We start from the raw sequence: 23,707 nt of genomic DNA on the forward strand, positions 1-23,707 counted from the left end.
ACCTAGATCTTTCCGGCGCGGGGCTGCGGTTCCCGCACCCCGCGCGGGGCTTGCGGGGCCGCTTCGGGGCGCCTGGCCGTACCGGCATCGGATCGGAGTGCAGCCTTCGAAAGGATGCTTTCAACATCCTGTTTACCTTGGATTCAAGTGCAATGCAGCAGAGGTAACAACTCGGACAATCCTCGCAATGACCGTACGTGATCATCGGATCGCATGTTTATGCCCTTCCGCGCAACGGATTCCGAAGCAGTTCCGGCGTTGACGCAATCATTACGCCCAAGGTTCCATTGCGGCCCGGGAGCGACCGGACCAAGACCCGAGCAACCAGCCAGCGGAGGCGATACCGCTCCCATCCCAGGACCGCACAGAGCCGATCGGAAGCCACATGACCGACACGCTTCGCCAGCCACTCGACGTAGCCCCCACTACGCACGAGACAGTCGCCCCCCAGCAGCTCAAGCGCTCCATCGGCGTCGTGGGCGGCACGCTGCTCACGCTGTCCTGCGTCACCCCGGCCTCCACGCTCTTCGTGATCGTGCCGGAGCTGTTCTCCAGCATCGGCAGCGCCACCGCCCTCACCATCGCGATCGGCTCGGTGCTCTGCGTCGCCGTCGCGTTCTGCTACTCCGAGCTCGGCACGCTGATCCCCAGCGCCGGCGGCGAGTACGCGATGGTCGGCACGCTGGCCGGACGGCTGGCCGGCTGGCTGGTCTTCATCCAGTCGCTGATCGTGGTGATGATCGTCCCCTCGGTCATCGCGCTCGGCACCGCCGACTACCTGGCGCCCGTCCTGCACGTCGACAAGCCCATCGCGGGCGCCGCGGTCATGCTGGCCGCCACCCTGGCCGGCCTGCTGGACCTGCGCGCCAACGCCTGGATCACCGGCGTCTTCCTGGTGCTGGAGGTCGTCGCGGCCGGCGTCGTGTCGGTGCTCGGCTTCGCCCACACCAACCCGGACCACCCGAGCCTGCTGCACGGCGTGGTCGCCGGGGACAACGGCGCCACCACCACCGTCGGCATCGGCGCCATCATCGGCGCGCTCGGCATCGCCCTCTTCGTCACCCAGGGCTTCTCCACCGCCGTCTACCTCTCCGAGGAGCTGGAGAACCCCCGCCGCACCGTCTCGCGCACCGTGCTCTGGACGCTCGGCCTCTCCAGCGCCATCATCCTGATCCCGGTCGCCGCCATCACCATGGGCGCCCCCGACCTGCAGACCCTGGCCGCCGGCGACATCTCGGGCATGGTCACCGCCTGGAGCAACTCGGCGGTCGGCACCTTCATCAGCCTCTGCATCGCGCTGGCCATCATCAACGCCGGCATCGTCATGGTCATCCAGAACTCCCGCGTGCTGTTCGCCTCCGCCCGCGACAAGGCCTGGCCCGGGCCGGTCAACAAGGCCTTCGGCACCCTCGGGCGCTTCGGCTCCCCGTGGATCGCCACCCTGGCCGTCGGCCTGCCGGGCGCCGCGCTCTGCTTCGTCAAGGGCCAGCTGCTCAGCAACATCACCGGCGTCGCCGTCACCGCGATGTACCTGCTGGTCGCGGTCGCCGCGCTGCTCTCCCGCCGCGGCCACCACAAGCACGCCGCCGCCTGGCGGATGCCGCTGTGGCCGGGCGTCCCGGTGGTCCTGATCGCCGTCCTGGTCTACGTCATGACCCAGCTGGACACCGAGCCCCTGCTCTGGACCGGCGGCATCACCGCCGCCGCGACCCTCTACTGGCTGTTCTACCTGCGCCCCCGGCAGGACTCCCGCTGGGTGATCAGCCTCCCCGAGGACCAGCAGCAGGCCTGACCCCCACCCCTCCCCCACCGCGCGGTGCCCCGGGCTTCCCCCTCGCCCGGGGCACCGCCGTGTCGTCGGGTCCCTACTTCCTGACCTGCCACTTCGGGCTCGCCGCGATCGCCTTCAGCTGGTCGAGGGTGAGCAGGTCCTTGCCCTCGGTGGCGTCGACCTCGATGTACGTCCCGTCCGGGTGCAGCTCCGCGGCCCGTGTGTAGGGGAACTTCGGGTTGGACCCGCTGCCGGGCTCGTTCACGACGACCTTGGTGCCGTCGGGCAGGACGGTGGCGTCCTTGAGCTGCGAGGCGCGGCCCCGGTCCATCGACTGTTGGGTCTGCGGGTCGTCGAACGGGCGCGACCAGTTCGCGAGCCGGACGGAGATCGAGCCCTTGGCCCCGTCCGGACCGGTCAGCTGGTACATGTCCGTGACGAGGTGGGTGGTGCGGCTCTGGACCGCGAAGCCGGCGGGCAGCAGCCCGGCCAGGATCGCCTGCTTCTCGTCCGGCGTGACGCCCGGATCTTCGACCGCCGGGTCGATGCCGTTGTAGCGGACCGCCGCGACGGCCCTGTCCCAGACCTTGTCGGTGACGATCGCCTTGGCCTGCTCCAGGGTGATCGGCGGGTTGGGGCGGCTGTCGGGCACGCCCTTCTCCTGCGCCGCGTTCCACTCGTTGAAGGAGACCTGGCCGCCGTCCGGGCGGCTCACCGTCGCCCACCACTCCTTGGTCGTGGCGCGGTGGTCCGGGTACTCGTAGCCCTGGGAGAGCATGAGCGTGGAGCCGTCCGGCAGCGTGGTGACGCTGCAGGAGTCCAGGTTGGCGAGCCTGAGGTCCGTCGGGCAGGTGCGCTGCTGCTCCTGGCCCTTGTAGAACCTCTGGACCGAGACGCTCATCAGGGACTTGCCCTGGCCGTCGTCGAAGACCAGCTGGGCGTACGGGGTCGTGCTCTTCTCGGTGCCCTCGCCCTTGGCCTCCGTCACCTCGCCCTTGGGCAGCAGCGCCTGGAAGGCGGCCAGCATCTCCTTGTCCGTGACGGGGGCGGCCGGCGCCGCCGCCTTCGTCGCGGCCGCGGTGGCGGCCGGGGTCGCGGTCAGGGGGGCGGTGCCCGCGCCACTCGTCGCCGGGGCGGCCGCGGCCTCGGCCGGGGCGGCGACCGGGGAGCCGCCGGTGGCGCCGGAGAGGTAGAACGCGCCGGTGCCGACCAGGGCCAGCGCGGCGGCGCCGCTCACCACGGCGGCGGCGGACCGGCGGCGCCAGCGGCGGCGGCCGAGGTCCAGGCCGCCGGCCGCCAGGCCCGCGCGCTCGGAGCGGAAGGCCTCGCCGGTGCGGCTCATCGCGTAGAGCAGGTCGTCCTCGAACGTGTCCGGTTCGGACATGGTTGATCACCGTCTCTTCGGTTCGGATGTCGTCGGTCGGGTGTCGAACGGGGCTCAGCGGGTGGCCAGTTCGGCCAGGGAGTCGCCGAGCAGGGTGCGCAGCCGGGCCAGGGCCCGGGTCGTGCGGGTACGGACCGCGCCGGAGGAGGCGCGCAGCACCTCGGCGGTCTCCTCGACACTGCGGTCCTCCCAGTAGCGCAGGACCAGCACCGCCCGGTCCTTGGCCGGCATCCGGCCGAGCGCGTCGAGGAGGGTCAGCCGCAGCGTGCTGTCGGCCTCCCGGCCCTCGGGCTCGGGCAGGTCGCCGGTGGGGCGCTCGGTGCTGGAGCGGCGGCGCTGCTGGGCCAGGAAGGTCCGCACCATGACGGTGTGGACGTAGGCCGCCGGGTTGTCGATCCGGTGCCACCCGCCCGTCCAGGCGCTGCGCCGCCAGAGGACGTACATCCGGCCGAGGGCCTCCTGCACGAGGTCCTCGGCGTGGTGGGTGTCGCCGCTGGTCAGCAGGCAGGCCGAGCGGTACAGCTGACCGGTCCGGCTGGACACGAGCTCCAGGAACTCCGCGTCCTTGGCCTCCCGGCCCGCCCCGATCCGCCTCATCTGCGCTGTCCCCCATGGCTCGTGGTCGCTGACACCTCTTGGATGCGGCGGCCGGCGCGGGATGTTACAGCCGGGTCGGGGCGACTTTGGGGGAGCACGGTCTGGGGGGACGGCTCCGTGAGGGTGGCTGGGCGGGGGCGGGCGGCCGGGTCAGCCGGCGGTGCGGCGCCGGTGGTCGCGCAGGACGACGCCGCCGCCGATCACCAGCGCGACGAGCAGCGCGCCCGCGCCGAGCACGTAGGTCGCGGTGCGGCGGTCGCGGTCGGCCCGGGTCTCGCCGAGGCCGGCCGGGCGGGGCACGACCGGGACGGCGGCGAGGCGCACGGGCGCGTCCGGCGAGGCCTGTGCGGGCGGGTCGTCCGGGGCCTTGGTGACGGCCCGCACCGGGTCCACCACGCCCCAGCCGATGAAGCGGTTCGGGCCGTGCTCGGTGCGCTGCGCGGTCTGCTCGATCCAGGCCCGCACCTGGGCGGCGCTCCAGCCGGGGTGGGCGCCGATCAGCAGCGCGGCCAGCCCGGAGACGTACGGGGCGGCGAAGCTGGTGCCGCTGTCGGCGCACTGGCCGCCGCCCGGGACGGTGGAGAGCACGCCGACGCCGGGCGCGGCGACCTTCACGAAGTCGCCGTACTGGGAGAAGGAGGCGCGCTCGTCGTTGCGGTCGGAGGCGCCGACGGCGAGGACGGTGGGGAAGGCGCCCGGGTAGGTGTCGCCCTCCCGGCCGTCGTTGCCGGTGGAGGCGACCACCACGGCGCGGTTCGCCTCGGCGTACTCGACGGCGGTCTTCAGCTCGGCGTAGCCGGTGAAGCCGGTGGTGTCCGCGCCGCGGACGTCCTGCGAGATGTTGACGACCCGCGCGCCCGCCCGGACGGCCTGGGTGACGGCGGCGGCGAGGGTGGCGACGTCGCCGTTGCCCGCGCTGTCGTTCTGCCGGATCGACAGGATCCTCGCGCCCGGGGCGAGTCCGACGAAGCCGGTCCGGTCGGAGCGGGCGGCGGCGATGATGCCCGCCACCTTGGTGCCGTGGCCGACCTGGTCGTCCTTGCCGCCGCCCTCGACCCGCTTGCCGCTCTCCCGGTCGACCAGCAGGCTGCCGCCGTCCGCGACCCGGCCGGCCAGCTGCGGGTTGCGGTCGTCCACGCCGGTGTCGACGACCGCGACGGTGACGCCCTCGCCGGTCGTGCGGCCGTGCTGCCACAGTTCGTCGAGCAGCAGCCGCTGCAGCGCCCACGGCACGACCTGCACGTCGGGCGCGGGGGACGGGCAGTCCCCGGCGGCGGCCACGCCGGGGCCGTCGGCGCGCGCCGGGGCGGCGGCCGGACCGGCCAGCACCGCGAACGCGGCCAGGGCCGCGGCCGTCCTGCGGTACCCGCGTGCGGACACCCTGCCTCCCCTCACGTCGTCCGGCCGCACCCGCGCGCAGGGGCGGGCGCCCGGGATCCGGGCACCCGCCCCGCGCGTCCGTCCCTCCCGCCGGGAGGAGCGATCAGGTCCAGGCGTTGGTGTTCTTGGTCTCGGTGGCGCGGTAGCCGTGCGCGGCGGACTCCAGCACGGCCGCGATCTGCGCGCAGGCCTGCTGGAGGTCGGCGGCCTTGGCGTCCCACTTCGCCTGGTGGGCCCGGTAGCCCTGCTGGGCCGCGCCCTCCCAGCTCGCGGAGATCTTGGTGACGCCCTGCTTGAGCTCCTGCAGCAGGTGGTCGATCTGGGCGGCCGAGGCCTTGACCTGCTCGGCGGCGCTGTGGACGGCGTCGAAGTTGACGAGGATCCGGTCGGTCACGATGTCTCCCAATCGAGGATGCGGGCAGTTCGCGGTGCGGTGATCGGTGTCCGGCCCGGAAGGCGGGCCGGGGGCGGCGATCAGCCCTGGGCGCCGCTGAACTGCTGCTGCTGCTGGGCCTCGGTCTCCGCGTAGTACTTGGTCGTCAGCTCGATCGCGTCCTTGATCGCCTTCAGCGACCCGTTGAGGGCGTCGATGTCCTCGTTGAACCGGTGCTGGAGCGCCTTGTAGGCCTCGGCCGCCTGGCCTGCCCAGCCGGCACCGACGTGCTCCACCGTGTTGTTGAGCTTGGTGCGCTCCTGGCCGATCTTGCCGATGACCTCCTCGATGTGCCTCGCGAAAGCCTGCATCTCCTGCGCGGTCATCGTGAACTGGTTGGCACTCAATGCTCCACCGTCCCCCAACAGACAGACACTCCATGACCGACGGGCCGTCCGACCCGACGGGTCATCACCCCTGTGATGTCCAGGAGCACTGTAGTCGGCATACGCAGCTCACCCAACTCCGAACGCAGAGTAGTCACCGGACCGTGACAGCGGCCCCGACGGGCCCACAACTCCCGCTGGGCACACGGCCGATCACGCGTTCTGCTGCTGCGCCGCGGCCTTCGCGCTGAGCGGCGGGCCGGCCGGCACCAGGTCCGACCACTCGCGGGGGACCGGCAGCGGCTGGACCCCCTGGTAGCCGAGGCGCGCCTGGTTGCCGCCGGGCTCGTCCGGCTGCTGCGGCGCCTCCGTCCGGTCCGGAGCCGCCGGGCCCGCCGTACTCGGCCGGGGCGGGGACGACGTGGGGGCACCGCCCTGGCCCGGCGGGGCTCCCTGCGGGGCCGACGGACCCCGGCCGCCGTCGCCGTTGGCGGGCACCGAGTAGCGCAGGCCCGTCTCGGTGATCAGGAAGTCGGTGCCGGAGCCGCCCGCGCCGTTGTCCGTCGCGCGGTAGAACAGCCCGTGGCCGGGCGTCACGTGGGCCGCACCCGCGCCGTTGTCGTACTGCGCCGGGTACTCCGGGCCCGCCCACACGCTGCGCTTCGGGGTGCGGCCGTCCTCGGCGACGCCGTCGAAGGTGCTGCACACGACGGTGCGCGCGTCCTGCCGGTCCTGCCGGTCGTTCACCGGCGCACCGGACTTGAGCGGCCAGTCGCCGTCCCCCGCGTTCGGCAGCGGGGTGGCCGTGCCGAAGCTCGCCTGGTCGGACGGGGTCATCTCGTCGTTGCGGGGCTGCTTGTCCTGGTCGTACCGGTACAGCATCTGGTACGCCGGGTTCTGCCGGATCAGATCGGCCTGGAACGGCGTCACCAGGAACAGCCGGTCCCGGCCGACGACGTAATTGCGGTCCCGGTAGTGCACCAGCCGGCCGATCCTGCGGTCGGCCTGGTTCTCCAGCGCCACCGTGGAGTTGGCGCCCTGGCTGTCCGCGGCCCCGTCGACCCGCGGGAAGACGACGGCGCTGCCGGGCAGCAGGGTGTCCAGCCACTCGCGCTTGACCGGCTGCGGCACCGCGTTCGGCCCGAAGACCGCGGTGATCAGCGACTTCCGCTCGTGGTCGTCCGCCTGCGGGGAACCGATCCGGTGCCGACGGCCCTGCGCGTCGACCAGGTAGACCCCCGCGTCCCCCGGTCCGGCCCCGGCCGCGGCGGTGACCTGCTGGTCCGCCGCCTGCTGGACCAGCAGCAACTGCTCCGGCCCGAGCACTTGGCCCTTGGCGCCCAGCGTCGCGGCGTCCGCGCCCGCCGCCACGAACAGCGCCTGGTCGACGGTCTCCTGCCTCGCGTCCGAACCGGGGCGGTCGCACACCGACCACTTCATCGCCCGGCTCACGTTCTCCTTGCCGGGCAGCTTGTCCGGGGCGTACGGGATGCCGATCGTCGGACCGTGGTTCGGGTAGCGGTCGAGCACGTCGTCGTCGACGACCACCACCTTCGCGCCGGCCGGCAGCACCAGCCGCGCCGAGGACATGTTCAGCACCTGGTGCAGGCGCTTCGTCCGCCCGTCCGGGTCCGTCAGCACCACGTACCGGGTGGTCGACCCCTTGCCCTGGACCACGTTCCGCCCGTCGTCCCAGTGCAGCGGGGCGCTCGGGCGGAACACCCCCCACACCCCGAACCCGGCCACCACCACCGCCCCGACGACCAGACCCGGCAGCACCGCCCGCAGCGGACGCGGCGCGTCCTCGTCACCGCCCCCGCCACCCGGCAGCAGGAACGCGCCCACCATCCGCCTGCGGGCGAAGGTGTACGCGTTCAGCTCGTCCCGCCGCGATGCCATCCTCGTCGTCTCCCCTGTCCGACCGGCCCTGCCCCCGAGTCCGCCATCGCGGGCGAGAACGCGCTCGAACCCTCTACGATGCGGCAGCGGACGATGAGTACCGTACGGGCACGGTCCGTTGACGAGCCAGCGGCCTGTCAACCGAGCAGTGGGGGTCAGCCGGGGGATGCCAAGCCAGACCGCTCCGGGACGACGTGGCACGGCACCGGGCGGGCAGCCGCCCGCCGGCGGCGGACGACCCGCCGCGGTCCGCGTCCACTCGTCGTCCGCACTGCCCGGCGGCCGCCGGCTGCTCCGTCGACTCGTGCTGGTCGAGGCCGCCCTGGCCCTCGTCGCGATCGGCTGGACGATCGGCCGGACGGCCACCGCCGTGCTCGGCGCGCTCGGCCTCGCCCTGGTCCTGGCCGGCCTCGTCCCGCTGCGCGGCCGGACCCTCCCGGAGCTCCTCTCGGCCCGATCCGCGCTCAGGTCCCGGCTCAGGGTGGCCAGTTCGACCCTTCCGCCGCCGGGCGCCGACCCGACGCTCGCCCCGGTGCTGGAACTCGAACCGGCCCTGCGCACGTACACCCACGCCGCCGAGGCCGACTTCGGCGGACGGACGGTGCGCCGCGAGACCGGCATGATCGGCGACGGCACCTACCTCGGCTCGGTGCTGCTGGTCCAGTCCAGGGACCGGCCGCTGCGCCCGGCGCGCGGCGACCGGCCGCTCCCGCTGGACGTCCTGTGCTCGGCGCTGCGGGTCGACGACATCACCCTGGAATCCGTCCAGCTGGTGCAGTACACCCAGCCCGCCCCCGCCCCGCACCTGCCCGAGCAGTCGCTCGCCGCCCGCGCCCACCGCGAGCTGCCCGGCGGCGCCACGACCCCCGCGCTGCGGCTCACCTGGGTGGCGCTCAAGCTCGACCCGGAGCGCGCCGCCACCGCCGTCCGGGCCCGCGGCGGCGGCGAGGAGGGCGCCCGCAGGGCGCTCCAGCGGGTGACCGACCAGCTCGCCGGGCGGCTCGACGGCGCCGGGTTCCGCGCGACGGTGCTGGACGAACGCGAGCTGATCACCGCCCTCGCCACCGCCGCGTGCGCCAACCCGCTCGCGGCGGCCGGGCTCCAGGGCAGCGGCGGCGGCACCGGCGCCAGCGCCACCCGCCGGACCCGGGAGGGCCGCCGCCACTGGCGGATCGACGACCGCTGGCACTGCACCTACTGGATCTCCCGCTGGCCCCGCCTCGGCCACCCCGGCGAGCCGCCCCTGCCCGAGCTGGTCAACCGGCTCACCGGCGCCCCCGCACTGGCCGGCACCCTCAGCCTCACCCTCGGGCACGCCAGCGGCGGCTCCGTCACCCTCGCCGGCCACCTGCGGCTGACCGGACGCGACGAGGCCGAACTCGCCGCCACCTGCCGCGAGGTGGAGTCCCGCGCCCGGAACGCCGGCCTCGGCCTGAGCCGGCTCGACCTGGAACAGGCGCCCGGCGTCCTCGCCACCCTGCCGCTGGGAGGAACCGCCTGATGGCCCACCCGACCCGCCCGCGCCCCGCCACCGCGCGGCCGCGCCCCCGGCCGCGGATCCTGCCCGGCTTCGGCCTCCGCGGCCCCCGCCGGGACAAGCACGTGCTGGCCGCCGCGGACCTGGGCGCGCTGGCCCTCCCCGTCGGCGACGACGGCGTGCCGATCGGCGTGGACGTCCAGGGCCGGCCCTCGGTGCTGGGGCTCTTCCGGCCCGGCGCCCACGACCTGGTGCTCGTCGGCGGCCTGTGGACGGCCCGGCTGATCGCCCTGCGGGCCGCCTCGACCGGCGCGCGCGTCGCGGTGGAGACCGCCCGCCCGCAGGCCTGGAGCGCGCTGGCGCGGGCCGCGGGCGGCGGGCAGCCCTGCATGACCGTCCACCAAGCCGGCCGGCTCGGCCCGCAGGGCGCGTCCGTCACCTCGCCGGTGCTGGTGGTGCGCGACCTCACCGCCCGCCCGCCGCGCAGCCGGCTGTCCGCCACGCCCTGGCAGACCACGCTGACGGTGCTGCCGTGGCTGCTCCCGGAGGCCGCCCGGCTGGTCGGCGCCGCCGACCTCGTCGGAGTGCAGCGGGTCCAGCCGGAGGAGGCCGGGATCCTGCGGCACGCGCTGTCGCTGCCGCCGGAGGACGTCGCCGCGCTGCCCGCCCTCGGCGACGACCTGACGCTCTGGACGACGCGGATGCACCGTCAGTACGTTCGGGCCGTGGCCGGGCAGGCGGAGCTGCAGCTCCTGGGCGCGCCGCGCCGGGTGGACCCGCCCGCCTGAGCGGTGCGGCCGACCGGCCGGGATCGGAGTCCGCCTACAACGACGTCTGCCGTACGGCCTAGTCTTGAGGCGGTAACGGCACCGCTGAACAAGCGGCGGCGAACACGAGGGAGCCCTAGTGAGCAGCGATCGGGACGGCGTCTACGTCGGCCACAACGCGGCGGAGGACGACGACGACTGGTCCGACGCCCCCGACTACACTCCCCCGTCCTGGTACGTGCGGACGGACGGCGCGGCGGGCCCGGCCGAGCCGGCGGCTCAGGGCGCCCCTGATCCGGCGGGCCCGGCCCAGGCCCCGGTTCCGGCCCAGGCCCAGGCCCCGGCCCCGGCCGTCGTGCCGCCGCCGGCTCCGGCTCCGGCCCCGCTGTCCTTCCCCGCTCCGGTGAGCGAGCCCGCACCCGCCCACGCGCACGCCCCCGTCGCCGAGCAGCCGCCCGCACCCGCCCCGATCCCGGTGGCCGCGCCCGGGCCGGCGCCCGCCCCGGCCGAGGCGCCGCACGCCGCCTTCCCGCCGCCGGCCCCGGTCCAGCACGAGCAGCCGCCGGCCGTCGCCCCGGGCTGGCCCCCGGCGGCCCCGGTCGCGCACCAGCAGCCTGGCCCGGCCGCGCCGCAGCCGTACGCGGACCCGCAGCCGTTCCCGGACGCGCACGCCGCCGTGCCGCCGGTGCAGCCCGGCCCGCCGGCCCCGCCGTCGTTCGCGCAGCCGCCCGCCGCCCCGCAGGACCTGCAGGACCTGCAGGCCGCCGCGTGGGCCGCCCAGCAGGCCGCGGCCCAGGCGCAGCCCGTTCAGCCGCAGCAGCCCGCTCAGCCGCAGCCCCAGCCCGCACCGGCACAGCCCGCCCCTGCACAGCCCGCTCCGCCGACCGCGCCGGTCGACCCGCGCCAGGGCGGCTGGCCGCAGCCCGCCGCCTACCAGCAGCCCGCCCCGCCGGCCCAGCCCGGCCCCGCGCAGCCCTGGCCGCAGCAGGCCGGCGCCCCGGCGCCCGCCGGGTTCCCGCAGGGCCCCGCCCCGCAGCAGGCCGCGCACGGCGCCCCGCTCGGCTACACGGCCGCCGTCGAGCTGTCCTCGGACCGCCTGCTGCGCAGCCAGCCCAAGCAGCAGCGCCAGCAGCCGCGGTTCCAGTTCGGCGGCAAGGCCGCGGCGGCCGAGAAGGGCCGCAAGCTGGAGATCATCCGCACGCCGGTGATGAGCTGCTACAAGATCGCCGTGATCAGCCTCAAGGGCGGCGTCGGCAAGACCACGACCACCACCGCGCTCGGTGCGACGCTGGCCAGCGAGCGCCAGGACAAGGTGATCGCGATCGACGCCAACCCGGACGCCGGCACCCTCGGCCGCCGGGTCAAGCGCCAGACCGGCGCGACCATCCGCGACCTGGTGACGGCCATCCCGCACCTGCGTAGCTACATGGACATCCGTCAGTTCACCTCGCAGGACCTGCACTCGGGCCTGGAGATCCTGGCGAACGACGTCGACCCGGCCGTCTCGACCACCTTCAACGACTCGGACTACCGCCAGGTCATCGACGTGCTGGGCCGCCAGTACCCGATCATCCTGACCGACTCCGGCACCGGCCTGCTGTACAGCGCGATGCGCGGGGTGCTCGACCTGGCCGACCAGCTGATCATCGTCTCGACGCCCAGCGTGGACGGTGCCTCCAGCGCCTCCACCACGCTCGACTGGCTCTCCGCGCACGGCTACGCGGACCTCGTCCAGCGCAGCATCACGGTGGTCTCCGGGGTGCGCGAGACCGCCAAGCTGATCAAGGTCGAGGACATCGTGGCGCACTTCCGGACGCGCTGCCGCGGCGTCATCGTGGTGCCGTTCGACGAGAGCCTGGCGGCCGGCGCCGAGGTCGACCTCGACATGATGCGCCCCAAGGTCCGCGAGGCGTACTTCGAGCTGGCCACCCTGGTCGGCGAGGACATCATCCGGGCCCAGCAGGCCGCCCAGCAGCAGGGCGGCTGGCAGCAACAGGCCCAGCAGCAGGCCCAGCAGCAGGCGCCGCAGCAGCCGTACGCGCAGCAGCAGCCCGGCCAGCAGCAGCCCTACCAGGCCCCCGCCCAGCCGTATCCGGCACCAGCCGCCCAGCCGGCCCCGGGCACGCCGTGGGCGCCGCAGCCCGGCCAGACCCCGCCGCCGGGGACCTACGGTTACCCGCAGCCGGGCCAGACGCCTCCCCCCGCCGGGTACGGCTACCCGCAGCCCCACCCCGGCGGCGCGCAGCCGCCCGCGCCGGCGTGGCCCCAGCCCGCCGCCCCGCACCCGGCCCCGCCCGCGGAGCCGGACGGGTACCAGCCGCCCCCCGGCTACGGATACCCGCCGCAGCCCCCGCAGTGACGCCGAAGGGCCCGCCGACCAGGTCGGCGGGCCCTTCTCGCACAGGCCGGGTCCTACGCACGGGCCAGGTCCTACGCACGGGCCAGGGCCTTCGTACCGGCCGGGCGGCGCGGCTCAGGCGCCGTCGGTCAGCTCGCGGGCCTGCTTGACGTCGTCGGCCATGCGGACCATCAGCGCCTCGATCGAGTCGAACTTCTCCATCCCGCGCAGGTACGCCAGGAAGTCGACGGCCACGTGCAGCCCGTACAGGTCCAGGCCGACCCGGTCGATGGCGTACGCCTCGACGGTGCGCGCGGTGCCGTCGAACGTCGGGTTGGTGCCCACCGAGATCGCGGCCGGCATCCTCTCGCCGTCGGCGGTCAGCCAGCCCGCGTACACGCCGTCGGCGGGGATCGCGCTGTGCGCCACCGTCTCCACGTTGGCGGTCGGGTAACCGAGCTCACGCCCGCGCTGCGCACCGCGCACCACGACGCCCTCGACCCGGTGCGGACGGCCGAGCACCTCGCCGGCCCCGGCCATGTCGCCCGTCTCGACCAGGCGGCGGGTCAGCGTGGACGAGAACGGCTCGCCCGCGCCGGCCGCACCGCTCACCTGGAGGTCGACCACCTCGACGTCGAACCCGGCCGCCCGGCCCAGCTCGGTGAGCAGCGCCACGTCACCGGCGGCCCGGTGCCCGAACCGGAAGTTGGGGCCCTCGATGACGACGCGCGCGTGCAGCGCGTCCACCAGCACCTGCCGGACGAACGTCTCCGGCGACTCCTGCGACAGCTCCGGGGTGAACGGCAGCACCAGCACGGCGTCCACGCCGAGGCCCGCGATCAGCTCGGCGCGCCGGGCCTGCGGGGCGAGCAGCGCGGGGTGGCTGCCCGGGCGGATGACCTCGCGCGGGTGCGGGTCGAACGTGACGACGACGGACGGGACGCCGAGCTCGCGGGCCCGCTCGACCGCCCGTCCGATGATCAGCTGATGTCCGCGGTGCACCCCGTCGAACGAGCCGATGGTGACGACGCTGCGTCCCCAGTCACCGGGGATCTCCTCCAGGCCACGCCAGCGCTGCACCCTGACCGCTCCTTGTTCCCTACGGCGCGTACCTTCTGTACGCTCAAACGCTCAAAACCCGAACCCCTATAGCGTGCCATGCGCCTGCCCCTGCTCAGGCACCGGAATGCGGGTTGAGCGCACCACACGTTCGAACGGTGCCCGCTCCGCCTCCGCGGCGGCGTACTGCGGGTCCCGCCCGGCCGTCACCAGGGCCCGCATCCGGGCCAGCCGGGGGCCGTCCGGCGGAGTCGGGGCGGCGTCCTGCGGCCACTGCGCCAGCAGCTGGGCGAACGCCGCCGAACGGCCCGCGCAGCGCACCAGCAGGTCGTCCGCGGCCGGCAGCCCGGGGGTCGCCCGGGCCAGCACCGCACGGGCGCGGGCCGGCTTCTCGGCCGCGCAGTGGTCGGCCAGCCGCTCGACGGCGGCGGTCAGCACCGCCGGGTCGTTCTCGGCGGCCAGCAGGGTGTCGAGCAGCTCGCAGCGCAGCGCGTCGGCGGCCGGATCGGCCACCGGCACCGACAGCACCTCGGCGAACGGCTGCCGGACCGCCGCCGCCCGCGCGGCCAGCGCACCGCCCAGCAGCAGCCGCAGCTCCAGCCGGGCGGCCGGGCCCGTGACGGCGGCGCGCTCCAGTCGGCGGCCCAGGTAGTCGGCGGCGACCGGCCCGGCCAGCGCGGGGCGCTCCCGCAGCAGCCGGGCGGCCAGCTCGGCGCCCCGCCGGGTGGCGACCGGGGCGCCGGCGTCGGCGAGCACCCGCAGGGTCTCGGCGACGGGCGCGCGCGGCTCCGCCAGGCGGTCGGCGAGCGCGGCCAGGACGGGCTCCGGGTCGCTCTCCAGGGCCGGGGCCAGCGCCCGCGGGGTCAGGAACCCGTCGGTGCCCGCCCGGTGGAGCTCCAGCGCGGCCGGGAGGTATCCGGCCCGGCTCCGCGGATCGCCGACCAGAAGCGCCAACGCGGCGCCGTGCAGCGCGGGTTCGTCCTCGCGGGCGAGCAGGGCCAGCGCGGTGTGGCGCAGCAGCTCGGGCCCGGCCCCGGACGCGTGCGGGGCGACGCGCAGCGCGTGCACGGCGGCGGCGACGTGCCGCTCGGGCCGCCGGTCGTGGCTCCAGCGGTCCACCGCGCGGCACAGCGCCGACGGCTCCTCGGCGGCCAGCACGGTGAGCAGCGCGTCCGCCCCGGGGTGCGCGGCGTCGGCCAGCGCGTCGGCCAGCTCGTCCAGGGCGAGCCTGCGGTGGGCGAGGAGCAGGTCGTGGGTGAGGTCCGCGACGGACCTGCCGGGGGCACCGGGCAGCCCGCGCCGGTCGTCGAACCACGCGCAGAGCAGCGGGAACACGGTCGCCGGGTCCGCGCGCAGCCGCCCGGCGACCGCCGCGAGGAACGGCTGCCCGGGGCCGTCCGCGACCACCAGGCGCCGCAGCAGGGCGAGTTCGTCCTCGACGGACAGCCCGAGCCCGGTCCAGAACGCCGGGCCGAACCGGCCCAGCCCGTCCGCCGGGAGCGCGTCGAACCCGCCGTCCCGCAAGGCGCGTTCGGCGATCCGGCCGGCCAACTGCTCCAGCAGCGCGCGGTGTTCGGCGACGTCCGGACTGGCCGCCAGCCCGGCCGCGAGCAGCCGGCCCGCCCACCAGGCCGGTTCGCCGCCCGGCGGGCGCAGGTCCAGCGCCCGCCACAGCCGGTGCAGCCACGGGTCGAGGGCCGGCGCGCCCCACGTGTCGGCCACCCGGCGCAGCGCCGCCGCCACCGGGCCGATCCGGTGCCGGGCCACCGCGCGCGCCCCGGCCGCCGGGCGGGCGTCCTCGTCCTCCCGGTCCTCCCGGTCCTCCCCGAGCAGCAGCCGCAGCGCCGCGTCCAGGTCGAGGTGCAGTCCCTGCAGCCAGTCCCCGAACTCCCCGTGCGCGAACCGGACCCCGGGCCCGGCCGGCACGAACAGGCCCTCCGCGAGCACCGCCCCCGCCCAGCCGCCCGCCACCGGGAACAGCTCCTCGAACCCGGCCCGGTCCAGCCCGCCCTGGTCCGCGCCGAGCATCCGCCGGGCCGCCTCGTGCACCCGCCCGGCCACCGCCGCGGCCGTCCGCCGCACCCGCCCGGCGGACGGCCCGGCCGGGCGCACCGCGCCCTTGCGGTGCGCCCCGGGGCGGCGCGTCCGGCCCTCGCCGGCCGGCCACAGCGCCAGCTGCTGCGCCACCCGCAGGCAGCGCAGGTCGAGGTACGCGCCGAACAGTTCGCCCCGGTCCGCGGGCTCCCCCGCCAGCTCCAGCGCCCACAGCTCGCCGGCCAGCCGCACCGCCAGCGGGTGCCGCGCGTCGGCGGCGCCCGGCCGGCCCGGCGGCAGCCCGTACCGGCGCCGGACGCGCTCCGCCGCCTCGGCCGGCAGCGGCCCGAGGCGGTGCACGGCGAGGCTGGGCGGCGCCGGGCGGACCACCCGTACGGTCGGGGCGCTGGCCAGGTCGCCGTTCGCGGCCTCCTGGTGCGCTTCATCGCGGTGCCGGTCGTCGGCGGGGCCGTCGTCGCCCGGCTCGCTCCACTCCCCCGCGGCCGGGGTCTCCCAGTTCTCCTCCCCGCACGCCGTCAGCAGCCGGGCCCCGCAGCCCGTCAGCCACTCCCCCGCGGCCCGCAGCCAGGCCGCGCCCGGCGCCACGGGGGCCTCCTCCGGCCCGTCCAGGACGACCAGCAGCGGCCGCCCCGCCGCCGCGCAGAGGGCTGCGACGGGCTCCGGCGCGGGCGCCGCGACGCCCAGTTCGGCCGCCGCCCCGGCCAGCGCCCGTTCCAGCGGCTCGGCGAGCGACCGGTCCCCGGCCCGCAGGTCCGCGCCGCGCAGCCAGAGCGTGGGCAGCGGGCGGGCGCCGTCGGTGCGGCGCACGGCGAGGGCGGCGAGCTCGGTGCTGCGACCGCTGCCCGGCGCGCCGACGAGGACGGTGACGGTGGCCGCCGGCGCGTCCCCGGCGAGGCCGTCCGGCCGGTCGACCCGGTCGGCGGCGAGCCCGGCCACCCGGCCGGGACCGGCCCCGGCGGAGCCCAGCTGGACGCCGGCCAGCCGCAGCACCCCGGCGAGGTTGAGCGCGGGCCCGTACGCGGGCACCGCCGCCGCGTTGCGCGCCGTCAGCCCGGCCAGCTCCGGCGCGGGCGCCACCCCGCCGGCGGCCGGCACCGCCGGCAGCGCGCCGCCGTGCCACGGACCGCCCAGCGCGGGCGCGGCGAGCCCGACCACCGCGCCGCTGCGGGCGTCCAGCACCGGCGACCCGGCCGGCACGGCGACGCCCCCGACCACGGGGACGTCGAGCAGCAGCACCCCGCGCAGCAGGTGGACGCGGTCCGGCGCCGCGTACCCCGCGCCCGTCACCCCGAGCACGCCGCAGCGCAGCCCCACCACCCGTCCGTCCTCGCCGGCGAGCGCGGGCAGCAGCACCTGGCACCCGGCCCCCGCGGCGGCGACCGGCAGCGGCGGCACCGGCAGGCCGCCGACCGCGTCGGTGCGCAGCAGCGCCAGCCCGTGCCCCGGCAGCGGCAGCACGCTGTCCGGGCCGAGCACCCGGGTCTGCCCGCCGGGGGTGTGCAGCACCACCCGGTCCAGGCCCGCGACGCACTCGTGGGAGGTCAGCACGGTGCCCTGCGGGTCGGCGACGAACCCTAAGCCGTGCAGCCGCCCGTTGAGGTCGCGGATCCGCAGCAGGTACCGCCCCGGATCGCCCGCCGTGTCGCCGTCCAGGAATCCCGGCATGCGCCTGTCCTCCCCCGTGAAAGCGTCCCTCGTCCGACGCCCGGAGACCTGCCCGTCCCGGGGACGGCCCGACCGCCCACGCGCCGCTCACCACCGGCTTTCACCTCGCGCGCTCCCACGGACGAATGAACCCCCGCCGGAAGGCTCCGACGGGGGTTTCGGTTCGAGAAGGGGGGCGTCAGCCGACGAACACCGCCACGGGCTTCGCCTGCCCGCCCTGCTCCTCGACCAGCGCGAGGAAGCGCCCGTCCGGCCCGAACACGGCGATCGGCCCGTCCACGCCCATGCCGGGGGCCTTGAGCCGGGCGCCGTGCGACAGCTTCTCGGCCTGCGGGGCGTCGAGGTCCCAGCGCGGGAAGGCGGCCGCCGCCGCGTCCGCGATCGGCATGACCTCCAGCCCCGCGGCGGCCTCGCCGGTGACCGCGGCCTCCAGCTGCTCCAGGGTCCGTGCCGACTCCACCGAGTACGGCCCCACCTTGGTGCGCCGCAGCGCGGTCAGGTGCCCGCCGACGCCGAGCCCGGCGCCGAGGTCCCGGGCCAGCGCCCGGATGTAGGTGCCGGAGGAGCACTCGACGGTCACGTCCAGGTCGATCACCGGCGTGCCGTCCTCGGCGACCGCGGCGCGCTGGTCGTGCACGGTGAAGGAGTGGATCGTCGTCGGCCGGGCCGCGAGCTCGAACTCCTCGCCCTCGCGCACGCGCGCGTACGACCGCTTGCCGTCGATCTTGATCGCGCTGACCTTGGACGGCACCTGCATGATCTCGCCGGTCAGCGCCGCGATCCCGGTGTCGATCGCCGCCCGCTCCACCCCGTCCGCCGGGGTGGAGGAGGTGACCTCGCCCTCCCGGTCGTCGGTGATCGTGGTCTGGCCGAGGCGGATCGTCGCCTCGTACGTCTTGGCGGTGAGCATCAGGTGGCCGAGCAGCCGGGTGGCCCGCTCGACCCCGATCACCAGCACGCCGGTGGCCATCGGGTCGAGCGTGCCGGCGTGGCCGACCTTCCGCGTCCCGGCCAGCCACCGCAGCTTGGCGACCACCCCGTGCGAGGTGATGCCCTCCGGCTTGTCGACGATCACCAGGCCGTCGGGGCCGGTGCCTTTGCGCTTCATCGGGTTCTTTCTCTCAAACAACGGTCACAGCATGATCACACGCGGGACGTTCAGCGCATCGGCCGCAGGGCGTCCCGGAACCGCCCGACCACGGCGGTCACGTCCGCCCGGGCGCTGAACCCGGCCGCGTAGACGTGCCCCCCGCCGCCGAGTTCGGCGCAGGCCGCGGCGACGTCCACGGCGCCCTTGGAGCGCGAGGAGCCGCGCAGCGTCCCGTCCGGGTCCTGCTTGAGCACCAGCGCCACCTCGGCCTCGGCCGGGCGGCGCAGGATGTCGATGAGCCCCTCGATCTCCTCGATCGTGACGCTGAACAGCACGAGGTCCTGGTAGGGCACCCAGGTCCACACGAGTCCCAGTCCGCCCGCGGCGTCCGGCTCGTAGACCGCCCGGTCGAGGGCGCCCGCGAGCACCTTGAGGTAGCCGAAGGAGGAGGTGTCCCACAGCTGCCGGGAGATCAGGTCGTGCCGGATGCCGGTGGCCAGCAGCCGCCCGGCGAGTTCGTGGGTGGCGGGCGTGGTGGCCCGGTACTTGAACGAGCCGGTGTCGGTGGCGACGCCGGTGTAGAGGCAGGTGGCCAGGTCCTGGTCGAGCTCGACGCCGAGCCGCCGCAGCAGTTCGTCGACCAGCACGGCGGTGGCCGGCGCGGTCGGGTCGATCAGCTGGTGGGTGCCGAAGCCCGGGTTGGAGGCGTGGTGGTCGAGGACCACCAGCACGGGCGCGGCGAAGGCCTTGGCGTGCAGCAGGCCGAGCCGGCTCTCGGCGGCCACGTCGAAGCAGAGCACCAGCTCGGGGGTGTCCGGCACCTCGGCGGCCGACACGATCAGCTCCTGGCCGGGCAGGAACGCGAGCGACTCGGGCACCACCTGCGGATCGTCGCCGAAGGAGACCCGCACGTCGTGACCGAGCCCGCGCAGCGCCAGCCCCGCCGCCAGGGCGGAGCCCAGGGCGTCGCCGTCCGGGCAGATGTGGCAGATCAGGTCGATCGTGCGGGCCCGCCCGATCTCGGCCACCACGGCCTGCCAGACCAGCTCGAAGCCGCTCTCCTCGGCCCGCGGCCCGGGGAGCACCGGCCCCTGGAGCGCGGAGCCCGCGAGCGCCGACCCCGGAAGCACCGCGAGGGCACCCTCCACCGCGCTGGTGGAGGACGCCCCCGTGGTCGAACCGGCCGCCGAACCGGCCTGCGCCGGCTCACCCGTCATGACTACTCGTCCTCGTCGTCACGCTCGGACGCCGGGACCTTGTACGGGTCCGCGTCGCCGGCGTAGGTCGCGCCCGCGGCCTGCGTGCGCACGGCCGCGTCGGAGCTGCGGGCCCGGTCGAGCAGGTCGTCGATGTTCCGGGCGTTCTCCGGCAGGGCGTCCGCGACGAAGGTCAGCGACGGGGTGAAGCGCACCCCGGTCTGCTTGCCGACCTCCGAGCGGAGCACGCCCTTGGCGCTCTCCAGCGCGGCCGCGGTGGCCTCGCGCTCGGTGTCGTCACCGAAGACGGTGTAGAAGACGGTGGCCTCGCGCAGGTCCCCGGTCACCCGGGTGTCGGTGATGGTCACGAACCCGAGCCTCGGGTCCTTGATCCGCCGCTCCAGGGTCTGGGCGACGACCACCTGGATGCGGTCGGCGAGCTTGCGCGCCCTTGCGGTGTCGGTCACGTTGCCTCCTCGTGCAATGGGCCCGGTACCCGGGCGAGCTGCCTGCCCGTCGGGGCCCACGCCCCAAAGTACCGGCCCGCGCCCGGCCTTGCGGGCGCTCTGGGTCCTGATCTGTGTGAGAACGGCGACTTCCGCCGGCGCGCTCCACAGGGGTCATTCGTCGTCGTCGTTGTGGTAGCGCCTCCTCGCGGCGAGGAGCTGCACCTCGGGGCGGCCGGCGACCAACCGCTCACAGCTGTCCAGGATCTCGGTGACGTACCCGGCTTCGCCGGACACCACCGCCAGACCGATCTCGGCCCGGCGGTGCAGATCCTGGTTCCCGGTCTCGGCAGCGCACACGCTGTACTTGCGCTGCAGTTCGGCCACGATGGGCCGCACGATCGAACGCTTCTCCTTGAGCGAGTGGACGTCGCCCAGCAGCAGGTCGAAGGTGAGTGTTCCCACGAACATGTGTGACAGGTCTCGCCGACCTGGAAGGCCTCGGGGGGACGGCCCGGACTCGGGCCGACACCGCGTCTGTTGACTACCCCGGACCCTACACAGCGAGACCGGGGCCGGTCGACGGAAATACCACCCGTCGACCGGCCCCGGTGACCAGCGACTACGCGCGCGGCTTCTCGCGCATCTCGTAGGTCTCGATGATGTCCTCGACCTTGATGTCGTTGAACGACCCCAGGGTCACACCGGCCTCGAAGCCCTCGCGGACCTCGGTCGCGTCGTCCTTGAAGCGGCGCAGGCCCTCGATCGAGAGGTTCTCCGCCACGACCTTGCCGTCGCGCAGCAGGCGGGCCTTGGCGTTGCGGCGGATGATGCCGTCGCGGACCAGGACACCGGCGATGTTGCCGAACTTGGAGGAGCGGAAGACCTCGCGGATCTCCGCGGCGCCAAGGCGCACCTCCTCGTACTCCGGCTTGAGCATGCCCTTGAGGGCGTTCTCGATCTCCTCGATCGCCTGGTAGATGACCGAGTAGTACCGGACGTCCACGCCTTCCTTGTCGGCCGCGGTACGCGCACGGCCTTCGGCGCGCACGTTGAAGCCGATGATGATGGCGTCCGAACCCATCGCCAGGTTGACGTCGGACTCGGTGATCGCACCCACGCCGCGGTGCAGGATGCGGAGCTCGACCTCCTCGCCCACGTCGAGCTTGACGAGGGCGTCCTCGAGGGCCTCGACCGAACCGGAGACGTCACCCTTGATGATGAGGTTGAGCTGCTCGATCTCGCCGGCGGCGATGGCCTTGTCCAGGTCCTCCAGGGACACCCGGACCCGACGCTGCGCGAAGGCGGCGTTGCGGTCGCGGGCCGAGCGCTTCTCGGCGATCTGACGGGCGGTGCGGTCCTCGTCGACGACGATGAAGCTGTCGCCGGCGCGGGGCACCGAGGTCAGACCGAGCAGCAGCACCGGACGGGACGGGCCGGCCTCGGTGAGGCTGTTGCCGTTCTCGTCCAGCATCGCGCGGACGCGGCCGTAGGCGTCGCCCACGACGATCGAGTCGCCGACGCGGAGCGTACCGCGCTGGACGAGCACGGTCGCCATGGCGCCGCGGCCCTTGTCGAGGTGGGCCTCGATCGCAATACCCTGCGCGTCCTGCTCCGGGTTGGCCCGCAGGTCGAGCGAGGCGTCGGCGGTCAGGACCACGGCCTCGAGCAGCTGCTCGATGTTCAGGCCCTGGCGCGCGGAGATGTCGACGAACATGGTGTCGCCGCCGTACTCCTCGGCCACCAGACCGAACTCGGTCAGCTGACCGCGCACCTTGGTCGGGTCGGCGCCCTCGACGTCGATCTTGTTGACGGCGACCACGATCGGCACGCCCGCGGCCTTGGCATGGTTGAGCGCCTCGACCGTCTGCGGCATGACACCGTCGTTGGCCGCGACCACCAGGATCGCGATGTCGGTGGACTTGGCACCACGGGCACGCATGGCGGAGAACGCCTCGTGACCCGGGGTGTCGAGGAAGGTGATCGGACGCTGCTCGCCGTTCACCTCGGTGACGACCTGGTAGGCACCGATGTGCTGGGTGATGCCACCGGCCTCGCCGGCCACCACGTTGGACTTGCGGATCGCGTCCAGCAGGCGGGTCTTACCGTGGTCGACGTGACCCATGACGGTGACGACCGGCGGGCGCGGGGCCAGCTGGTCCTCGTCGCCCTCGTCGGCGCCGAAGTCGATGTCGAACGACTCCAGCAGCTCGCGGTCCTCGTCGTCCCGGCTGACGATCTCCAGCTGGAAGCCCATCTCGCCGGCCAGCAGCTCGAGGGTCGCGTCGGAGACCGACTGGGTCGCGGTGACCATCTCACCGAGGTTGAACATGACGGAGACGAGCGCGGCCGGGTTGGCGTTGATCTTCTCCGCGAAGTCCATCAGCGAGGCGCCGCTGGACAGGCGAACGGTCTGGCCGTTGCCGCGGGGCAGCATCACACCGCCGACGGACGGGGCCTGCATGGCCTCGTACTCCTGGCGCTTCGCCCGCTTCGACTTGCGGCCACGGGCCGGACGGCCACCGGGGCCACGGCCGAAGGCACCCTGCGTGCCACCACGGGCACCCGGGCCACCGGGACGACCGCCGAAGCCACCCGGACGGGCGCCACCGAAGCCGCCACCGCCACCACCGGGGGCACCGCCACCCGGACGCGGGCCGCCGAAGCCGCCGCCACCGGCCGGACGCGAGCCCGGACCGGCCGGACGACCCTGGAAGCCGGGACGGGCGCCGCCGGCACCCGGACCACCCGGACGGCCGCCGGGGCCACCGGGGCCACGGCCGCCGGGGCCCGGACGCGGGCCCGGAGCCGGACGCTGCGGCATCATGCCCGGGTTCGGGCGCGGCATGCCGGACGGGCTCGGCGCGCCGGGGCGCGGACCGGCCGGACGGGGCATGCCGTCGGGACGCGGACGGTCGCCACCGGGACGCGGGGCGCCACGGTCGGCACCGGGGGCACCGGCGGGACGCGGACGGTCGCCACCGGGACGCGGGGCGCCACGGTCGGCACCGGGGGCACCGGCCGGACGCGGACGGTCGCCACCGGGACGCGGGGCGCCACGGTCGGCACCGGGAGCACCGGCCGGACGCGGACGGTCGCCACCGGGACGCGGGCGGTCGCCGCCCTGCGCACCCGGAGCACCCGGACGGCCACCCGGCGCGCCGGGACGGCGGTCGCCGGGGCGGGCCATGCCGGTGGCACTGCCCGAGGTGAACGGGTTGTTGCCCGGACGCGGGCCGGCCGGACGCGGGCCCGGACGGGCGCCGCCGGAGGCCTGCGCCGCCGGACGCGGGGCCTGGGCGGCCGGACGCGGGGCGTCACCGGCCGGAGCCGGCGAGGAGAACTCGGCCGCGGGCGCGGCCGGGGCCGCCGGAGCGGCGGGACGTGCGGCCGGACGCGGACCCGGAGTCGGCGCGCCGGCCGGCTTCGGGGCTGCGGGGGCAGCGGGGGCGGCCGGGGCGGCGGGAGCCGCGGCGGCCGGGGTGGGACGGGGACCAGGGGTCGCGCTCGGGCGCGGCCCCGGGGTCGGGGCACCCGGCTTGGGGGCCCCGGAGGGAGAGGGCGCCGCGGACTTCCGCGGGCCCGGCTTGGCAGCGCCACCACCGGTGGGGGCCACACCAAGCGCGTCAGTCAGCTTGCGCACGACCGGCGCCTCGATCGTCGAGGACGCCGAACGGACAAACTCGCCGAGCTCGGTGAGCTTGGCCATGACGGCCTTGCTCTCCAAGCCAAGCTCCTTGGCGAGTTCGTAAACCCGGACCTTAGCCACTTCACTCCTGTCTATGAGTCCGGGGTGTCTCGTCCGCCGGACCGTCGCTACTTCA

At 75.4% G+C, this 23,707-nt stretch carries 17 protein-coding genes; 4 read left to right on the forward strand and 13 right to left on the reverse strand.

Going from position 1 to position 23,707, the window contains the following annotated elements:
- Nucleotides 1-385 precede the first annotated feature (385 nt).
- Complete coding sequence (locus tag ACFVSN_RS42825) at nt 386-1,792, forward strand: APC family permease (protein ID WP_380444492.1); 1,407 nt, start codon at nt 386-388, stop codon at nt 1,790-1,792.
- Between the two features lie 73 nt (nt 1,793-1,865).
- Here ACFVSN_RS42825 and ACFVSN_RS42830 read toward each other — a convergent pair whose 3' ends face one another.
- The 6 genes from ACFVSN_RS42830 to eccB form a co-directional block, all read right to left on the reverse strand.
- Nucleotides 1,866-3,155 (reverse strand): hypothetical protein, encoded by a 1,290-nt coding sequence (locus tag ACFVSN_RS42830; protein ID WP_387958916.1) that lies wholly within the window; start codon nt 3,153-3,155, stop codon nt 1,866-1,868.
- A gap of 54 nt (nt 3,156-3,209) precedes the next feature.
- Complete coding sequence (locus ACFVSN_RS42835; RefSeq protein ID WP_380437562.1) at nt 3,210-3,752, reverse strand: SigE family RNA polymerase sigma factor; 543 nt, start codon at nt 3,750-3,752, stop codon at nt 3,210-3,212.
- Nucleotides 3,753-3,902: 150 nt separating this feature from the next.
- A complete protein-coding gene (mycP, locus tag ACFVSN_RS42840; RefSeq protein WP_387958919.1) occupies nt 3,903-5,132 on the reverse strand; it encodes a type VII secretion-associated serine protease mycosin in 1,230 nt (409 codons plus the stop codon).
- A 103-nt stretch (nt 5,133-5,235) separates the two neighbouring features.
- The gene (locus ACFVSN_RS42845) at nt 5,236-5,526 is read right to left on the reverse strand and encodes a WXG100 family type VII secretion target (RefSeq protein ID WP_387958921.1); all 291 of its coding nucleotides are present in this window, start codon (nt 5,524-5,526) and stop codon (nt 5,236-5,238) included.
- A gap of 80 nt (nt 5,527-5,606) precedes the next feature.
- Nucleotides 5,607-5,912 (reverse strand): WXG100 family type VII secretion target, encoded by a 306-nt coding sequence (locus tag ACFVSN_RS42850; protein ID WP_380437556.1) that lies wholly within the window; start codon nt 5,910-5,912, stop codon nt 5,607-5,609.
- A gap of 192 nt (nt 5,913-6,104) precedes the next feature.
- The gene (gene eccB / locus ACFVSN_RS42855) at nt 6,105-7,790 is read right to left on the reverse strand and encodes a type VII secretion protein EccB (protein WP_387601718.1); all 1,686 of its coding nucleotides are present in this window, start codon (nt 7,788-7,790) and stop codon (nt 6,105-6,107) included.
- A 166-nt stretch (nt 7,791-7,956) separates the two neighbouring features.
- Between eccB and eccE the strand changes: the two genes are divergently transcribed.
- The 3 genes from eccE (at nt 7,957) to ACFVSN_RS42870 (ending at nt 12,393) form a co-directional block, all read left to right on the forward strand.
- Nucleotides 7,957-9,291, forward strand: a complete 1,335-nt coding sequence (gene eccE, locus ACFVSN_RS42860) for a type VII secretion protein EccE (protein ID WP_387601715.1) — start codon at nt 7,957-7,959, stop codon at nt 9,289-9,291.
- On the forward strand, nt 9,291-10,055 hold the full coding sequence (locus ACFVSN_RS42865) for a hypothetical protein (protein ID WP_387958923.1): 765 nt from the start codon (nt 9,291-9,293) through the stop codon (nt 10,053-10,055). Before eccE ends, ACFVSN_RS42865 begins: the two co-directional genes overlap by 1 nt.
- Nucleotides 10,056-10,173: 118 nt before the next feature.
- On the forward strand, nt 10,174-12,393 hold the full coding sequence (locus tag ACFVSN_RS42870) for a MinD/ParA family protein (RefSeq protein WP_387958925.1): 2,220 nt from the start codon (nt 10,174-10,176) through the stop codon (nt 12,391-12,393).
- Between the two features lie 114 nt (nt 12,394-12,507).
- Here ACFVSN_RS42870 and ACFVSN_RS42875 read toward each other — a convergent pair whose 3' ends face one another.
- From ACFVSN_RS42875 to infB, 7 genes are all read right to left on the reverse strand, one after another.
- Nucleotides 12,508-13,452 carry a bifunctional riboflavin kinase/FAD synthetase gene (locus tag ACFVSN_RS42875; RefSeq protein WP_387958928.1) on the reverse strand — a complete coding sequence of 315 codons (945 nt, stop codon included), beginning with the start codon at nt 13,450-13,452 and terminating at the stop codon, nt 12,508-12,510.
- Nucleotides 13,453-13,518: 66 nt separating this feature from the next.
- Nucleotides 13,519-17,151 carry a serine protease gene (locus ACFVSN_RS42880; protein WP_387958930.1) on the reverse strand — a complete coding sequence of 1,211 codons (3,633 nt, stop codon included), beginning with the start codon at nt 17,149-17,151 and terminating at the stop codon, nt 13,519-13,521.
- Nucleotides 17,152-17,329: 178 nt separating this feature from the next.
- On the reverse strand, nt 17,330-18,259 hold the full coding sequence (gene truB / locus ACFVSN_RS42885; RefSeq protein WP_380498213.1) for a tRNA pseudouridine(55) synthase TruB: 930 nt from the start codon (nt 18,257-18,259) through the stop codon (nt 17,330-17,332).
- A 50-nt stretch (nt 18,260-18,309) separates the two neighbouring features.
- Nucleotides 18,310-19,458 carry a bifunctional oligoribonuclease/PAP phosphatase NrnA gene (locus ACFVSN_RS42890; protein ID WP_387958933.1) on the reverse strand — a complete coding sequence of 383 codons (1,149 nt, stop codon included), beginning with the start codon at nt 19,456-19,458 and terminating at the stop codon, nt 18,310-18,312.
- Between the two features lie 2 nt (nt 19,459-19,460).
- Entirely contained in the window at nt 19,461-19,904 is a 444-nt protein-coding gene (rbfA, locus tag ACFVSN_RS42895) for a 30S ribosome-binding factor RbfA (protein WP_380445463.1), read from the reverse strand.
- Between the two features lie 153 nt (nt 19,905-20,057).
- Complete coding sequence (locus ACFVSN_RS42900) at nt 20,058-20,354, reverse strand: DUF503 domain-containing protein (RefSeq protein ID WP_359972107.1); 297 nt, start codon at nt 20,352-20,354, stop codon at nt 20,058-20,060.
- A 151-nt stretch (nt 20,355-20,505) separates the two neighbouring features.
- Nucleotides 20,506-23,652 (reverse strand): translation initiation factor IF-2, encoded by a 3,147-nt coding sequence (gene infB / locus ACFVSN_RS42905; RefSeq protein WP_380508153.1) that lies wholly within the window; start codon nt 23,650-23,652, stop codon nt 20,506-20,508.
- Nucleotides 23,653-23,707: the final 55 nt, after the last annotated feature.

The sequence above is a fragment of the Kitasatospora sp. NPDC057904 genome (genome assembly GCF_042887925.1).
Lineage (GTDB): Bacteria > Actinomycetota > Actinomycetes > Streptomycetales > Streptomycetaceae > Kitasatospora.

Coding starts and splice junctions, on each gene's coding strand:
- ACFVSN_RS42825 (WP_380444492.1), top strand. CDS start 386: ATGACCGACACGCTTCGCCAGCCACTCGACGTAGCCCCCACTACGCAC.
- ACFVSN_RS42830 (WP_387958916.1), bottom strand. CDS start 3,155: ATGTCCGAACCGGACACGTTCGAGGACGACCTGCTCTACGCGATGAGC.
- ACFVSN_RS42835 (WP_380437562.1), bottom strand. CDS start 3,752: ATGAGGCGGATCGGGGCGGGCCGGGAGGCCAAGGACGCGGAGTTCCTG.
- eccB (WP_387601718.1), bottom strand. CDS start 7,790: ATGGCATCGCGGCGGGACGAGCTGAACGCGTACACCTTCGCCCGCAGG.
- eccE (WP_387601715.1), top strand. CDS start 7,957: ATGCCAAGCCAGACCGCTCCGGGACGACGTGGCACGGCACCGGGCGGG.
- ACFVSN_RS42865 (WP_387958923.1), top strand. CDS start 9,291: ATGGCCCACCCGACCCGCCCGCGCCCCGCCACCGCGCGGCCGCGCCCC.
- ACFVSN_RS42880 (WP_387958930.1), bottom strand. CDS start 17,151: ATGCCGGGATTCCTGGACGGCGACACGGCGGGCGATCCGGGGCGGTAC.
- truB (WP_380498213.1), bottom strand. CDS start 18,259: ATGAAGCGCAAAGGCACCGGCCCCGACGGCCTGGTGATCGTCGACAAG.
- ACFVSN_RS42890 (WP_387958933.1), bottom strand. CDS start 19,458: ATGACGGGTGAGCCGGCGCAGGCCGGTTCGGCGGCCGGTTCGACCACG.
- ACFVSN_RS42900 (WP_359972107.1), bottom strand. CDS start 20,354: ATGTTCGTGGGAACACTCACCTTCGACCTGCTGCTGGGCGACGTCCAC.